At 52.1% G+C, this 15,780-nt stretch carries 14 protein-coding genes, 1 tRNA gene and 1 pseudogene; 10 read left to right on the forward strand and 6 right to left on the reverse strand.

The genetic code is table 11. The features are described from left to right. The first annotated feature begins 297 nt into the window (after positions 1-297). From LT85_RS07045 to LT85_RS25290, 3 genes are all read left to right on the forward strand, one after another. On the forward strand, positions 298-1,008 hold the full coding sequence (locus LT85_RS07045) for a hypothetical protein (RefSeq protein WP_038486969.1): 711 nt from the start codon (positions 298-300) through the stop codon (positions 1,006-1,008). Between the two features lie 72 nt (positions 1,009-1,080). Next, positions 1,081-2,838, forward strand: a complete 1,758-nt coding sequence (locus tag LT85_RS07050; RefSeq protein WP_038486971.1) for a DUF4236 domain-containing protein — start codon at positions 1,081-1,083, stop codon at positions 2,836-2,838. Between the two features lie 600 nt (positions 2,839-3,438). After that, complete coding sequence (locus LT85_RS25290) at positions 3,439-5,052, forward strand: reverse transcriptase domain-containing protein (protein WP_052134803.1); 1,614 nt, start codon at positions 3,439-3,441, stop codon at positions 5,050-5,052. Positions 5,053-5,202: 150 nt separating this feature from the next. Here the strand turns inward: LT85_RS25290 and LT85_RS07060 are convergent, their stop codons facing one another. Then, the gene (locus LT85_RS07060; protein WP_038486974.1) at positions 5,203-5,514 is read right to left on the reverse strand and encodes a helix-turn-helix domain-containing protein; all 312 of its coding nucleotides are present in this window, start codon (positions 5,512-5,514) and stop codon (positions 5,203-5,205) included. 96 nt (positions 5,515-5,610) lie between these two features. Between LT85_RS07060 and LT85_RS07065 the strand changes: the two genes are divergently transcribed. From LT85_RS07065 to LT85_RS07085, 4 genes and pseudogenes are all read left to right on the forward strand, one after another. Next, positions 5,611-6,393 (forward strand): SDR family NAD(P)-dependent oxidoreductase, encoded by a 783-nt coding sequence (locus LT85_RS07065; protein ID WP_038486975.1) that lies wholly within the window; start codon positions 5,611-5,613, stop codon positions 6,391-6,393. 141 nt (positions 6,394-6,534) lie between these two features. Continuing rightward, positions 6,535-6,840 (forward strand): annotated as a pseudogene (locus tag LT85_RS27465) (addiction module antidote protein). 310 nt (positions 6,841-7,150) lie between these two features. After that, positions 7,151-7,579, forward strand: a complete 429-nt coding sequence (locus LT85_RS27295) for a pilin (RefSeq protein ID WP_038486977.1) — start codon at positions 7,151-7,153, stop codon at positions 7,577-7,579. A 37-nt stretch (positions 7,580-7,616) separates the two neighbouring features. Then, on the forward strand, positions 7,617-7,838 hold the full coding sequence (locus LT85_RS07085) for a hypothetical protein (RefSeq protein WP_038486979.1): 222 nt from the start codon (positions 7,617-7,619) through the stop codon (positions 7,836-7,838). An 87-nt stretch (positions 7,839-7,925) separates the two neighbouring features. Here LT85_RS07085 and LT85_RS07090 read toward each other — a convergent pair whose 3' ends face one another. From LT85_RS07090 to LT85_RS07105, 4 genes are all read right to left on the reverse strand, one after another. Further along, positions 7,926-8,375, reverse strand: a complete 450-nt coding sequence (locus tag LT85_RS07090; RefSeq protein WP_052134805.1) for a nuclear transport factor 2 family protein — start codon at positions 8,373-8,375, stop codon at positions 7,926-7,928. Between the two features lie 372 nt (positions 8,376-8,747). Then, entirely contained in the window at positions 8,748-9,383 is a 636-nt protein-coding gene (locus LT85_RS07095; protein ID WP_052134806.1) for a LysE family translocator, read from the reverse strand. A 310-nt stretch (positions 9,384-9,693) separates the two neighbouring features. Further along, positions 9,694-9,769 (reverse strand) — tRNA-Asn (locus LT85_RS07100). Positions 9,770-9,878: 109 nt separating this feature from the next. Further along, positions 9,879-11,096, reverse strand: coding sequence for an aromatic amino acid transaminase (locus LT85_RS07105; RefSeq protein WP_038486981.1), 1,218 nt, complete (start codon positions 11,094-11,096; stop codon positions 9,879-9,881). A gap of 127 nt (positions 11,097-11,223) precedes the next feature. Here LT85_RS07105 and uvrB point away from each other — a divergent pair, with 127 nt between their 5' ends. Both uvrB and LT85_RS07115 read left to right on the forward strand, forming a co-directional pair. Then, positions 11,224-13,305: an excinuclease ABC subunit UvrB gene (uvrB, locus tag LT85_RS07110; RefSeq protein WP_038486984.1), complete on the forward strand. Its 2,082-nt coding sequence runs from the start codon at positions 11,224-11,226 to the stop codon at positions 13,303-13,305. 100 nt (positions 13,306-13,405) lie between these two features. Next, complete coding sequence (locus LT85_RS07115; protein WP_038486987.1) at positions 13,406-14,197, forward strand: uracil-DNA glycosylase; 792 nt, start codon at positions 13,406-13,408, stop codon at positions 14,195-14,197. On the opposite strand, the gene LT85_RS07120 is transcribed toward LT85_RS07115, so the two are convergent. After that, positions 14,198-14,959 (reverse strand): TetR/AcrR family transcriptional regulator, encoded by a 762-nt coding sequence (locus tag LT85_RS07120; RefSeq protein WP_038486990.1) that lies wholly within the window; start codon positions 14,957-14,959, stop codon positions 14,198-14,200. 336 nt (positions 14,960-15,295) lie between these two features. Here LT85_RS07120 and iscR point away from each other — a divergent pair, with 336 nt between their 5' ends. Then, complete coding sequence (gene iscR, locus LT85_RS07125; protein WP_038486992.1) at positions 15,296-15,778, forward strand: Fe-S cluster assembly transcriptional regulator IscR; 483 nt, start codon at positions 15,296-15,298, stop codon at positions 15,776-15,778. Positions 15,779-15,780: the final 2 nt, after the last annotated feature.

Genomic DNA, 15,780 nt, shown 5'->3' on the forward strand with positions numbered 1-15,780 from the left:
GCGTGCGGCGGACTCGGATGAATCCGTGCTGGAATTGTAAGTGACAAATGCTTTTCGGGAATTTATTTGCTTTGATCTTGATATGGGTAACTTGAACCCAGGACCCCAGTGATCTTGGCCATCAAGCGCAATCATGGTGAGAGGATTTACGATTATTGCAATTGAAGCTCTATTGCATAAAGGATATTTATTGTATATTGGCAATGAATTGGCGACGATATGCCGTTGTACCCGCTTCAGCGGTGCAGGCAACTTCAACGTTCTTGGAGTACAGCTTATTACCGTAGGATGTAGAGAATGGGCAATTTCATCGAGGTCGTCGGCACGCACAATCCGTGGCTCATCATTGTCGCGTTAATCGTCATTATCGTTCCCATTCTTAAAAACTGGGCCGATATGAGAACCGGTTCGCACACGGTCAAGAAAGACCGGCAAGCAGCCTTGTTTGCCGCGATGAATAACTATCTCATTTCCGCGCCGGGATATGCGCCGGAATTCTTGAACTATCAACTTGAGCAGACGTTTGACTTCTATTACAAGAAGCGGCTGGTGCATCATGAAATAAGAAAACTGGTGTCCGCAACGGACCCAAGCGACTCGATCCGGGAATATCTGCAAACCAAGCCGTTTCTCAAATTGGAGATAAAAAATGGCGTACCGGGGAAATTCCGTTTTCGGGAAAAACAAAAAAGATATCGTTTAAAAATTCTTCGCTGGAAGCTCACGTTTTATAAAACAAGATGGCGCCTTCTCGTGTTCTATTTTTTTTCAGCGCTTTTCGGATCGCTTTTGTTGATAGCCTTGACGTCTTTTGCTGACCATAACAAAGATTTTCTGAGTTGGGCATTTGTATTGCTTTTCGTCTTGGGTAGTTGCTCCGTGCTAGCTGCTTTTGTGTTCTTGTTGCTAGAAGAAAGATTTGGTTCAGCCAGGCAGTTTTTGATCAGGAAATCTCCGCCTTCGTTGAAGACGCTAAGTCTCCCGATGTTCGACAGGGTCACAGGGTAATGGGTCGCAGCGGCAGGAAAATTTCGAATCGACGGCAATCTCTCTAGGAAACAAAAATAAAGGAGACGGGATATGGGCTGGAGCTTCAGGAGAACAATAAAAATTGCACCCGGCGTGCGGATAAATTTGAGCAAAAGCGGCGTGAGTACCTCAATTGGCGGAAAGGGGTTTACCTACAATACCCGAGGACGTCTCACCACAAGCATTCCTGGAACTGGGATTCACTATACCCAGAATCTGAAGGCTCGCAGAACGGCAACGCCGATTCGCTCTGCAGTTGAGGCCAGCGGCCGTATTGATTCTGCAGGCACAGAACGACTCTCAAAGCGGGAACAGGCAACGCGCGATTTTGTGATGCTGTTACAAGATCGAACGACAAAGGCGCTCCGTCATTATTTCATTTCGCACGGCGTCTATGTCCTCGCTGAAGATCTCGCGGTCGCCGTAACACTTGAAGATCATCAGGAGTTTCTTGAGACCCTTAACCGGGAATTCGGGATAACTACCAAGGCAATTAAGCTCGCCGTAGATATCGGCTCGATATCGCTGGCCGAAAAAGAAAAAGCGATATCGGCACTTTATACGATAGAGGAGAGGTGCGCAGATCATCAAGGCGAGCGTGGTGCATTAAAGGAAGCCGCAACTTCGTTGCGGAACACAGTGCTGGCATGGCCAAGAGCACCAAATTTCATCGGGCCATTTTTGGTTAGTCTTCTCGGTTGCATATTTATTTCACTGAGGTATTTCAGCATGGGATTGATTCTGGTGGCGGGTTCTGCCTTGTACGGCTTCTACGTGCTGAAATATTTCGAAAAAGTGAAGATTTCAGTGTCGGAGGAGATTGCAGACGAAAATGCCAAGTTTGATGCATTGGTCACGAACGAAATTTCGCCTCGCCCGGCTGTGCCGAATTCTAAGGAGAATCCCCTTGGTATGGCATTGATGTATACGGGAATCACACTGATGCTTGCATTGGTTGCAGTCCTCTATCAACCGCAAAACACTGAACGTACGGAGGTAGCTTCGGCAGAAAATTTGCCTCCGGTTGAGAGGGAATCGCAAAACGGGGGAAGTCCCACGTCGCAGGCTTCGATATCTACTACCGCGAATTCTTCACAGCCTCATCAATCACAGGTCGATTTCAGTTGGCTGATTGGAAAATATCCTCAGGACGTGATTAATGATCGTCGATTCAGACACGCGTTTAATAATGTTTCACCGAATGAATGGCGAAAGATTGCTGATCGCCTTGTGGTCACCAATGCGGCTGGAATTCAATCAATGGACGGGTACTACTTTGGTACCGGTTGCAAGGCACATTTTTGTGGCACGGATGACGCGGCTTTTGCAATTAATGCAGCAACAGGGAAGGGCGATCTGATCTATAAGGAAACAAACGATTACAAGGCGGTTGCCAACAGGTTCGCGTGGAGCGACATGCCAATTACCTCGACTCCCTTGGCCGCTTGGGCCAGGTCAAATGGTATGGAAATTAATACTGCCGAAGCATTTGTATCGGACGCGATTTCTCATCCCACGTTCCAGACCAGCTTTAATTGTGCCAAAGCACGCTCCGATGCTGAACAACTGATCTGTGGTGATCAAGAACTGGCGGCGGACGACATTGAGCTGGCGGGTGCGTTTGCCAAAGCAAAGGCTGCAGCCGTTGACCAGGTTGCTTTCAAAGAACGCAGCCGGAAGGAATGGAATTATCGTGAAAAGAATTGTCATGACAGGGACTGCCTTATCAGCTGGTACGCTGTTCAGAAGGCCGCGCTTAGGCAAATAGCTGAGACTGGGAATGTCGCAGAAAACTATCCGGCTAATTAAAAAAGTTCGGCGGAAGGCTTGGCATGATGTAAATGGAGATACGAATCTGTGACATATTTTCGGGGTTGATTTTCAAAAATATGCTATTACAAGATTTGATCCCAGCACCTCCTTGTCGATCCGTCGCTGATTCAGCCTAACACTAGATGAGGGGTCTATAGTGTGATCCGAACATTGATCATTTCTGCCACAGTCCGAGCTACTCTCTTCGGTCTGCATCGTGACCTTCAATCTCGGTAACGCTGTGGAGCTTTACTTATCGTGGCTCGATAGCAGGAGTAGCCCCTGGTCTGCCAGTGTGTTCGAGGAAATCTGTGTCATATTTTATATTGAGGGTGTGTCATTGCAAGACTAGGCACTGGACTCCTTATCTTACGGCTTCATTCATGGCTTTACTATTTCTGTCTGGAAAACTGAGTTTAATGCTAATATTTGAACGGTGAAGTGAGGGTTCCCAATTGACCGGTGCTGTGTTCCTGCGGCATTTTTACTAGGTTGATGCTTGCCTAGCTATATATATACTTAACTTTCCCTGATGATATCTATCTGGTACCTATAACGGTAAAGTAGAATTGAAATACGGCCCTTGCTTCACACACTATGCTGATTACCTTAAGCGCTTTGACACCTCCCAACTTTCTGGATTTGAAGTCCTTCTCAGATCTTGCTTTATTCTTTGGTATTCCTTCGAATAAGCTTGGGTATCTTCTTTATGCTTTGCAAGATAGCGACAAATATAAGTCGTTCAATGTCCCCAAAAAAACTGGCGGAACAAGGCAGATTTCTGAGCCTCATCCGCTTCTTAAAAAAATTCAAAGGAAATTGGCCGATTCCTTGCTTGAACTATACAAGCCAAAGCAAAGTGTGCATGGTTATCTAAAGGATAAAAGTATTGTTTCGAACGCAAAAATGCATTTGCGAAAACGTTATCTTTTAAATTTTGACTTAGCAGATTTTTTCACAAGCATAAATTTTGGCCGTGTTCGCGGTCTATTTCTTAATCATCCGTTTAATTTTCCTCAAGAGGTCGCAACGGCGCTGGCTAGGATTTCTACAAAAGAAAATAGTTTGCCACAAGGAGCGCCGTCGTCACCTGTTATTTCTAATTTTATGTGCTGGGGGTTGGATAACTATTTGCGAAAATTTTGCTATCAGCTCGGGTGTACATATACAAGATACGCAGACGACATATCTATTTCTACTAATCGGGAGAATTTTCCAACTGAAATAGCTAATGTAAAACACGATCCATACAGTGCGGTTATTAGCGAAATTTTGACAACCAAAATTGAGCAAAATGGTTTTACGATTAATAATGCCAAGACGCGTTTTAGCACTCCCAGACAGTCTCAAGTTGTCACGGGGCTTAAAGTAAATGAATTTGCTAACGTATCAAGAAAGTATGTTCGTAATTTACGAGCAATGCTTCATGCGTGGGAAAAATTTGGTCTCGATAAAGCGGAGAGCGAATTCAGGGAAAAATACGTTTCGAAACATCGAGCGCCCTTTCTTCCGCCAGTTTCTTTTAAGCAGGTTCTTCATGGAAAGCTAACTTTTCTACGCTCTGTCAGAGGTCCAAACGATGATATTTATCAAAAATTGCTTGGTCGATATTCGCTGGTTGCAGATCTAAGAAGATTAACTAAATTTGGGTTTCCAAAGCAAATTAACAGAGCACTTTGGATTTTGGAGTCTGATCTTTTCGAGGATGATTACTATCAAGGTACTGGATTTTGTCTTGACGGAATTGGTATTGTCACTTGTGCTCACGTTCTTAAGCCGGGAACTAAAGCACGTAGGATTTATAATCATTTAGAGTCCTTAAATATTGAAATAGTGGAGCGAAATGACGCTCTCGATTACGCCATAATAAAAGTCATTGGTGGCGTCGAAGAAGTATCTTTAATAGCAGACTTGGATTTTAACCATCAGTTAGGTGGGCAGGTGAGGACTATTGGTTTCCCCGCTCATGACGGAACTGCCTCGGTGGCCTACGAAGATGGTGTAATAGTTCAATCGCGATACAATGCAGCAGGACAAAAATGGTTTCGAGTGAATACAAATATTGTCGCAGGAAGTAGTGGTGGGCCTGTTCTTAATAGCGAGATGAAGGTGATAGGAATTGTCGCTTATGGCGCAACAAATCTTTCCGGCGGTGGTGATCCAATCAACAGCGGCTATATTCCAATTCAGTGCTTAAATGGTCCTGCTTAGAGTCTTACTTAGCGTTTTTTTGAGGATACGTCATACGACTTCCCCTTACAAAAATTGATAGCGGAACGTGGCGATACCCAGTCTCTAAGTCGCATTCAAATCACCTAGCACCGAAAATTTAGCTGAATTTCATGTGTTAGCTCTATGGATTTATCCGGACTGATTGCTATACATATCTCCAATGATCATTAGTACACGCTTTTTTTCCGACTGTTTAAGGCGATGAAATGTCATTAGCAATCTAGCTAGATCATCATCCGCAGTATAGAAATATGCCGCGGGTACATTCAAAACAGAGGCAAGCCGCTCGACCATAGTGAGATCAGGCACGTGCTTCCCACGCTCATACTGATTCATCCTGGCGCTGGCAGACATCTCATCAATCCCCGCAAGTACGCCCAGTCGTTCCTGAGACAAGCCAGCCTCTAATCGAGCTTCTTTAAGCCTTTTCGCAAGTGACATAGTTACCCCAAAAACTAAGATATTCTTAGTTTTTGATTGGTGCTACACTAAGGAATGCTTAGTATTTGATTGTGTACATTCCGGACCTGAAGCCCCATGAGCCAACTCAACGCCTACTTCTCCCTCAAAAACAAAGTCGCCCTGGTCACCGGCGCCGCACGCGGCATCGCGCTCCACATCGCCTGTGCGCTCTCCACCGCCGGCGCCCGGCTGGCGATCCTGGACGTGCGCGAGCAGGAGGGGCAGGTTGTCGCCTGGCTGCTTGGCAGCGCGCAGGGCCGGGCCAGGTTCTGGTCGCTTGATGTCAGCGACCGCAAAGCGGTGCAACAAGTGATGGCGGCAGTGGAGGGCCATTTCGGTCGTATCGATATTCTGGTCAACAGCGCCGGCATCGATGCCGACAATCCGTCAGCGCAGGGGCTCTCGCTGGCGCAGTGGGAGAAGGCTATGTCGGCCAACGTCAACGGCAGCATCTTGTGCTCCAAGCATGTGATCGCGGCGATGGAGCGGGCCGGTGGCGGTTCTATCGTCAATGTACTGTCTTTGTGCGCGCTGGAGGATGAGCGGCATGAAGCGGCTGACCATGCCGCGAAGGCGGCGCTGCGGATGGCCAACATGAATGCGATGCGCTATGCGGCGCGCAATATCCGCGTCAATACGATTCATCCGGGCTTTTCACGGCCACCGGCGCAGGTGGAGGCTTTGCGCAAGCAGGGCGACCTGACGCAGAGGTTGGTTGATCTGGCGGAAGTACAGATGTTGACGGGCCGGGGTTCAGCGACGGATGTGGCGGCGGGGATTCTGTATCTGGCGTCGGATGCGAGCCGGTTTGTCAGCGGGACGGAGCTGGTGATTGAGGCGGGCTACGGCTGTCGCTGACAGTCACAGTGGCGTCCTTTACCTAACGCTTTCCGATAACAGATTTCATGCGACTGATTTCAGCTTTCTGCCTCTGTTGCAGATGGCAAGTGAAAGACATTAAAGCGGCAAAACGCCTTGCAGCAACGTGGAGCGAAGAAAATGCCTGAAAAACTGACTGGCTACGATCCTGCAGAAGATTTGTCTTCAGGCGAAGCAATGGCTGCTTTCATGACCGCCGCTTTTGAAACGGGCGATGCCGCATACATTGCGCACGCACTTGGTGTTGTGGCGCGTGCCAAGGGTATGGCGTAAATTGCAGTTGAAACCGGACTGTCACGGGAGCAACTTTACCGCTCTTTCAGCGAGAACGGCAATCTGACTCTAAAAAACACGCTCGCCGTAATGAAAACATTAGGCATCGAGCTGACGACAACTCCGCGTCGGCTAACGCTTAAAACGGATTGATGTCGGACTTATTTACCCATATTGCCGCCAAGATGATGATCCTGAAAATAATCGTTTTCTCCGTTGTTTAGCGCAAGATAGAAACACTTTCTTGCGTTGGCGTGTTTGGATAAATGTTGTTTCCTGTTGTGTCCATATCTCGTGAAATCATGCAGGCCGTTGTAGTGTTTGCTAGTCTCCATAGCCATAGCTTATATCTCGCCTAAACAGAAGCCGCTCAGATATCACGTCTGCCGCAGGGCAATGAAAGCCAGAACAAAACCAGGTTCCGGCTATCTAATCTTTTGCAAGTTCGGCAGAGGAGCAGAAAATGAAAAATGTATATCCTGCGATGCAAAGAGGTTTCACCGTGATTGAACTGATGATCGTCGTGGCGCTCATTGGCATATTGGCGGCAGTGGCAATCCCGGCCTATCAAAATCACCTGAAGAAAGAAAAATTTGCGGAAGTGACCGCAGCGGCTATGGCGCTCAAGCCGGTAGTTGAAAGCTGCGCACAGCATACGGGTGGCCTGGCCGCTTGCGATGGCGGCGCCAACGGCATTCCTGCCGACCGCACTGGAGATGCAGGAAAATATATCGCCTCGCTGAGCGTCAAGGGCGGCGTCATCAAGGCCGTTCCGCAAGAAAAGGACGGCATTCTCGCAACGGATACCTACGTGCTGACGCCAGTCGCCGGAACGCCGTTGCAATGGTCAAGTGCCGGCAGCGGTTGTGTTGCTACAACCCTCTGCAGGTAATCAGCCCAGGGCATTGTTTTAGCATTGAGAGGACAGCATGTACGGTAGCGTTGATTGGAAGCATGCGCCGAAAGGCGCGCGATGGTGGGCGATGGATGGCAGCGGACACGCTCATTGGTTCATGGAGCCGCATATAAAATCCCGGGCGCATTTCTGGTATACGCAAGAACTCCATGCGCCGACGTTTGGCTATATGGGGGACTGGCAAGAGAGCTTGACTGAGCGGCAGCCAGACGAAGCCGGTCCGGCGGCTGGCTGATACTTCTGAGAGCGGCTCCACACCGGCTTGCGATTAATGTGAGGATACATAGAACGAAGCATCGCGATGCCTCGGCTATTTGTTCGCTTACAACGTTTCACCCGGTGTTTTCTTCCCGTGAATAAATGTTACTTTGGCGATTTTTCCATCCTGAACTTCATAAATTGCAATCGCCTCCATGACACCCGGTCCTTCGGGCAGCGTGACGCGAACGCGCTCATGGTCGATGACGGTATTTCCCATCACAATGCGCTTGACGACGACGCCATGCAAAATCGTATCGCTGAACCGTACCGCATAGCTCTTGCGCATTTCCTCCTTGCCCTTTCTTGAGGGAGTGTTCGGAAATCCAAAAAGCTCGGCGTTGTCCGCATAGGTGGCAAGGAAGGCATCCATATCGCGCGCATTGTAGGCATCGAACTGCTTCTGGACGATCTCCTCGGCAGAGTTTGTCTCGACAGCCGATGCGGATTCAGACATAGGCAAAGCGCGGAAAAACAATGGGGCGCAGATGACTGATTTGAATATATCTTTCATGCCGTATTCTTTCTTTAGCTAAGTTAACTATCAACATGGGCTTTGTTGTCGCCAGCCTGTAGGCCTTGAGGAGATGATTAAATCGCGGCCCGCCCGGGAATTCGATGAACAGTACGCAACTCATCGCGTGGGGCCAGGAGGTTTTACCACGATGGTTTATCAGGGCAGGGCGGGAAAGCGCCTGGATTCTAAATAACCTAAATCTGATTGATATATCGAGGCCAGGCGCAAAGCAGAAAGTTCTAGACCTGGTCTTGCAATGACACATTGCCGCATTGAAGGTGCTGATCTTCCTTCGTTTTTGTCAGCCCAATGCAACGTCGTTTCATTGGATGTGTCATCGCAAGATCCGGCTCTTCCATCAAGGGAAATTCAGTTCTTCGTTGCCGTCGCAATCAGCCGCAAGCCGAACAGGATCATCACGCCGCCGGCAACGCGGTCGATCCAGCTTTTGTAGCGCAAGTAGGCGTCGCGCGGGGAGGCCGAGGAAAGCAATAGCGCAACAATGCTGTACCAGCCTGTTTCAATACAGAAAACGACGATCAGCAGGGCAAGGTTGAGCCAGGCCGGGAAGGCCGGGGGCAGAAGCGAAGCAAAAATACTGGCGTAGAAAATGGATGTCTTCGGATTGCTCAATTGAGTAACCAATCCGAGCATGAACGATTTTTTTAATGTCGGCATTGCCTCTTGTCCGAAATTCGCCCCCAGCATCAACGGCGATTTGGCGCCTTTCCAGATGCGATACCCGAGGTAGGCCAGATATGCTCCGCCTCCGATTTTTAATGCGAGATAGAGCCAAGGCACGGAAGCCAGCAGCGCCTGCAACCCCAATAGCGCTGCGGTGGCAAACATGATGCCGCCGGTTCCCATGCCAAGCGCGGCTGCCAGGCCATGCGATCGGGTCGACGCCACGGCAGTCTTGGCGACCATGACGAAGCTGGGGCCGGGGCTCATCGCGCCGATGGCGATGGCGCTGCCGATACTGAAAACGGTAATCGCTGTATTCATGATGACCTTTCGCGTTACTCGGTTAGCCTTTGTGGCATGCATTTCCTCTGAAAATGCTCCTGTTGCATTGGGCAGACGGCCAACGCAAGACGCTACCCGTCATACCTTAGCGTAGCTGCCAAGCCTTGATCAAGGGATATCTAGTCTAGTGCAACGCCGCCATCAATGCCGCGCAGCCGTCAGTCTGCAAAGCGAGTTCTCGCGGGAACGCTTTGACTCAGCCTTTACAAGCACTGGGGGAGGGGGATTGGATGAAAAATCTGAAGGCAAAAGAAAAGGGGTCACATTTGCATGTGACCCCTTAGAATCTTGGCTCCCCGACCTGGACTCGAACCAGGGACCTGCGGATTAACAGTCCGTCGCTCTACCAACTGAGCTATCAGGGAATTGAAAGAAGCAGAATTATAGTCTTGAATTTGCTGTGGTGTCAAAGCTTTTTCTAAACTTTTCTACATCTCCCGATGCAAGTGTTGCTACTGCATCGGGACCCGAATATTACAGGACTTTTGCGATTGCGGCGACAACATTATCAATATTTTTTGAATTCAGCGCGGCAACACAGATACGGCCTGTGTCTACGGCGTAAATCGAGAACTCGTCGCGCAGGCGGTCGACTTGTGCCTTGGTCAAACCCGAGTAAGAAAACATGCCGCGTTGCTTGGTGACGAAATCGAAGTCGTGGCCTGGCGCCTGTTCTTTCAGTTTCTTAACCAGCAGGTGGCGCATTTCGCGGATGCGCACGCGCATGCCGGCCAGTTCTTCTTCCCACAATGCGCGCAGTTCCGGCGACGACAGGGCGGTGGCGACTACCTGGCCGCCGTGGATTGGCGGGTTGGAGTAGTTGGTGCGCACCACGCGCTTGAGTTGCGACAGTACGCGGCCGGCTTCTTCCTTGCTGGCGGCGACGATGCTCAGTGCGCCTACGCGCTCGCCGTACAGCGAGAACGATTTCGAGAACGAGTTGGAAACGAACAGCGGGCCGCCTGCTTCTGTGAAGCGGCGCACTACCTGGCCGTCGGCTTCGATGCCGTCGCCAAAGCCTTGGTAGGCCATGTCGAGGAACGGCACCAGGCCGCGCTGGATGACGACTTCGATGACCTGGGTCCATTCGGCGTCGCTCAGGTCGGCGCCGGTCGGGTTGTGGCAGCAGGCGTGGAGGACGACCACGGAGCCGCTTGGCATGCTCTTGAGCGCATTGAGCATGCCGCTGAAGTTGACGCCGCGGGTAGCAGGGTCGTAGTACGGATAGTTGTTGACGGTGAAGCCGGCCGATTCAAACAGTGCGCGGTGGTTTTCCCAGCTTGGATCGCTGATCCAGACTTGCGCATCGGCGGTGGCGAAGCGCTTGAGGAAATCGGCGCCCAGTTTCAGCGCGCCGGTGCCGCCGATGGATTGCACGGTGATCGCACGCTTCTCTTGCACTACGGCGCTGTCGGCGCCAAATACCAGTTCTTGCACTGCCTTGTCGTAAGCGGCCAGGCCTTCGATCGGCAGATAGGTGCGTGGCGACAGTTTTGCAATCAGTTGCGCTTCCGCTTTTTGCACGCACTCCAGCAGCGGCACCTTGCCGTTATCATCGTAATAAACGCCGACGCCGAGGTTGGTTTTGCCTGGATTTTGATCCGCATTGAAGCCTTCTGTAATACCGAGGATAGGATCGCGTGGCGCCATTTCGATGGCGGTGAAGAGGGAGGCTGAAAGAGGTGCGTTCATCGTGATAACATAAAAAGTTGGCTGCAAAGTTGCATCTTGTAGCCGGGTTGAATGCTGTGCCGGGTCACGAATACATCGCTGGTCGGCGCGGATTTACTACCGTCTATTTTACCAAAGGTCGAGGCCCATGGCTGACATATCACAGGTTTCCAGTACCGTCGACGAGTCTAAAATCGTCACTTTTCCCAATTCGCCCTATAAGCTGTTTCAGCCGTTCGAGCCGGCCGGCGACCAGCCTGCGGCCATCGCCAAGTTGGCTGAGGGCGTGGAAGATGGCTTGTTTTACCAGACTTTGCTGGGGGTGACCGGCTCGGGCAAGACTTATACGATGGCTAACGTCATCGCCCGCATGGGGCGGCCGGCGATCGTGTTTGCGCCGAATAAAACCCTGGCGGCCCAGCTGTACAGCGAGTTTCGCGAGTTTTTCCCGCATAACGCGGTGGAGTATTTCGTCAGTTACTACGATTACTACCAGCCTGAAGCGTATGTGCCGCAGCGCGACTTGTTCATTGAGAAAGATTCGTCGATCAACGAGCATATCGAGCAGATGCGCCTGTCTTGCACCAAGTCGCTGATGGAGCGGCGCGACGTGGTTATTGTGGCAACGGTGTCGGCGATCTACGGTATCGGTAATCCCAATGAGTACCATCAGATGATCCTGACCTTGCGCGCCAAGGACAAGGTCAGCCAGCGCGATGTGATCGCACGCTTGATCCAGATGCAATACACGCGCAATGAAATCGATTTCGGCCGTGGCACCTTCCGTGTGCGCGGCGATACGATCGACGTGTTTCCTGCAGAGCATGCCGAACTGGCTGTGCGTATCGAGATGTTTGACGATGAGATCGACAGCCTGCAGCTGTTCGATCCGCTGACCGGCCGCGTACGGCAGAAAATTCCGCGCTTTACGGTCTATCCCGGTTCGCACTACGTGACGCCGCGCGCCACGGTGCTGCGCGCCATCGATACCATCAAGGAAGAGTTGCGCGACCGGTTGGAGTTTTTCCGTAAGGAAAATAAATTGATCGAAGAACAGCGCATTGAGCAGCGCACCCGTTTCGATCTGGAAATGATGCAGGAAATCGGCTTCACCAAGGGCATCGAAAACTATTCACGCCATCTGAGCGGCGCCAAGGCGGGCGAACCGCCGCCGACATTGGTCGATTATTTGCCGCCGGATGCGCTGATGTTCCTGGATGAATCGCACGTGCTGATCGGCCAGTTGAACGGCATGTACAACGGCGACCGTGCGCGTAAGGTGAATCTGGTGGATTACGGTTTCCGGCTGCCGTCGGCGCTGGATAACCGGCCGCTGCGTTTCGATGAATTCGAAGGCAAGATGCGGCAGACGATTTTCGTATCGGCGACGCCGGCCGATTATGAAAACCAGCATGCCGACCAAGTGGTGGAGCAGGTGGTGCGGCCGACGGGGCTGATCGATCCGGCGATTGAAGTGCGACCAGCCTTGAGCCAGGTGGATGACCTGATGTCCGAGGCGAATGCGCGCATCAAGAAAAACGAGCGCGTGCTGGTCACCACACTGACCAAACGCATGGCGGAACAGCTGACCGAATTCCTCAGCGATAACGGCATCAAGGTGCGTTATTTGCACAGTGATATCGAAACCGTCGAACGGGTTGAAATCATCCGCGATCTGCGTCTGGGAACGTTTGACGTGCTGGTCGGGATCAACCTGCTGCGTGAGGGTTTGGATATTCCCGAGGTGTCGCTGGTAGCGATCCTGGATGCGGACAAGGAAGGCTTCCTGCGTTCCGAGCGCAGCCTGATTCAAACCATCGGCCGTGCCGCGCGTAACCTGAACGGCACCGCGATCCTGTATGCCGACCGCATGACCGATTCCATGCGCCGTGCAATCGACGAGACCGAGCGCCGCCGCAACAAGCAGATCGCTTTCAATACCGCGAATGGCATCACGCCGGTCGGCATCAGCAAGCAGATCAAGGAGTTGATCGACGGCGTCTACAGCCCGCAAGAAGCGCGTGAGGAGTTACATGCGGCGCAGGACCAGGCCAAGTACGAGGCGATGAGCGAGAAGCAGGTCAGCAAGGAAATCAAGCGCCTGGAAAAATTGATGGTCGATCACGCCAAGAACCTGGAATTCGAAAAAGCCGCGCAGGTGCGCGATCAGTTGCATGTGCTGAAGCAGCAGTTGTTTGGTGCGCCTGGAGCGGACAGTATCGCTATTTAATTGTAGTTATTTCGTACCCGTATTTTGCAGGCCGGGTTGCGTTGCACTAACCCGGCCTGCATCTTTATCCACTCTGTTTTTAAAGCGTTTTAACTGGTTTATGACTGACTTTCTTCCTGCTTCAATTCGTGATGCTTTACGTGGCGTGCACGCTTCCTGGCTCGTCATTCTGGAGAACGGTTTGCGCGCAGTCGCGCAGGCCAATCCAGTCTACTTGAAAGACCTGGCCGCGACTGAGTATTTGCCGACCGAAGGCCGTATGTTCGCTGCCTTTACTCAACCGCTGGACGCTGTGCGTTACGTGCTGGTAGGCGAGGGGCCTTATCCGCGCGCAGCCAGCGCTACAGGCGTCTGTTTCATGGATGGCGCGGTGGGTTCGCTGTGGTCTGAGAAGGGTTTGTCCAAGCAGGTCAATCGTGCTACGTCGCTGCGCAATTTCATGAAAATGTTGCTGGTGGCTGATGGCCAGCTGGCGATTGAAAGCACTACCGGCGACGCCATGTCTGGCGTGGCGCAGCAAGCGCAAGCGGCGGGTTCGCCGGCGATCCAGTTGCTGGCGGATTTGCAGGACAATATGGTGGGGCAGGGATTCCTGTTGCTGAATGCGTCGTTGGTGTTTCGTTCCGACGTGGCGCCGGTGAAAGACGCCAAGGCCTGGCAGCCGTTCATGCAGGCGGTGCTGCAAGGGTTGGCCGATGCCGCAGAAGGGCGCGGCGAGCCTTTGCCGACGCTGGTGCTGTGGGGGAAAATCGCCGAGCAGTTGCATGCCTACCCGGTCACTGCGCGCTTTCCGAAAGCGGTCGCCGAGCATCCTTACAATCTCAGCTTTATCGGTAATGCCGGCATGCAAGCCTTGTTCGGCCCGATGCAGCTATTGAAACGAAGCGCGTAATTAGATCAGGCTCATCTGCCGCAGGTCGGTCTCGGCTTGCGTCGGGGTCTTTTCCGCGGCAGGCTCTGGTTCCGGCGCAAAGTCGAATTCCGGTGCGGCTATAACCGGCTTCGGCGCTGGCGCCGGCTTGACGCGCTTGGTGCTCACCGCTGCGGTCGACAGCCAGCGCTTCAGCATGTCGTCAAACAAGTTCATCATGGCTTCCGGCACTTCTTGCGTGTAGGCCTGGCGGATCACGATGCCATCCCACATTGCGGTCAGCAACAGCGCTGCTTGCTGGGCATTCAGCGCAGCATCGATCTGGCCGCGTTCCTGGGCGGTGCGCAGCATGTCTGCCAGGCCGTCCACCCATTCCGTCTCCGCCTTCTTGATGACCGCGCCAACCCGCTTGTTGCGCAATCCCTCTGCATAGATTTCCGTCATCAGGCCGGCATCGCTGATCGCAGCGTAGCGATCAGCGAAGGCGCGGGTGATGGCAGACAAGGCTTGCGGCAGGTCGTCGGTGTCATGAAACTCCGACAACATGGTGCGCGCCTGGCGGCGTTCATCCTCGGCCATGGCCGCGATGATGGCGTCCTTGCTGGTGAAATAGCGATACACCGCGCCCGGTCCCAGGCCCACTTCGGTGCAGATCTCCTGCATCGAGGTCTGGTGAAAGCCGTTCTTGCGGAAGCACTTGCCGGCGGACTTCAGGATGTCGACGCGTTTCTGGTCGGCTCTCTGTGTCGGTGATTGCGGTGTCTTGGATTTGCGGATGGCCATGCTAAGTGTAAGTGCTGCTCAAAAGAGGACTGTGCGGGAGGGTCAGTATTATAGGTTTAAGCGCCGCATCCTTGCATAAATTTTTTGCAGGAAACGCTTTTCTGCCGGGTCCATCCTATAAGTATGTTGCTTTTTTTCCTCGAAACATCCGCTTTTCGGTATACCCTGTTTTTCTGTGGTTGATTAAATGTTAACTACCCTGAAACCCAAGACTGGCGCGGGATTCCAGGAATTGGGTAATACCTGACGGATTCACTCAAGTTTGGTATACTGTCGTCACACTGCGCGATTCGGAGTACGGATGCGCGGATAGATAGCTTTAAGAGCGGAGATTACATGCGTCTGACTACAAAAGGCCGGTTTGCGGTAACTGCGATGATCGATTTGGCATTGCGCCAGGGCAAGGGTCCGGTGACTTTGTCCGCCATCAGCGAACGGCAAGAGATTTCTCTTTCGTATCTCGAACAATTGTTCGGTAAGTTGCGCCGTCACCAGATTGTTGAATCCGTACGCGGGCCAGGCGGCGGATACAACCTGGCGCGCAAAGCAGAGGACGTCACTGTGGCCGATATCATCATTGCGGTCGACGAACCGCTGGATGCGACCCAGTGCGGCGGCAAGGAAAATTGCCACAGCCCGGATCACGAAGGCGGCGGCCGCTGCATGACGCACGACCTGTGGTCGACCCTGAATTCGAAGATGGTCGAATATCTGGATTCGGTGTCGTTGAAGGATTTGGTAGAACAGCAGCACGCGCAGCAAAAGAAGACCCTGGAACAAAACGTGGTGGTGATGCATCGGTCCCACCTGGTTGCTTGATT

The organism is Collimonas arenae (genome assembly GCF_000786695.1).
Taxonomy (GTDB): domain Bacteria; phylum Pseudomonadota; class Gammaproteobacteria; order Burkholderiales; family Burkholderiaceae_D; genus Collimonas; species Collimonas arenae_A.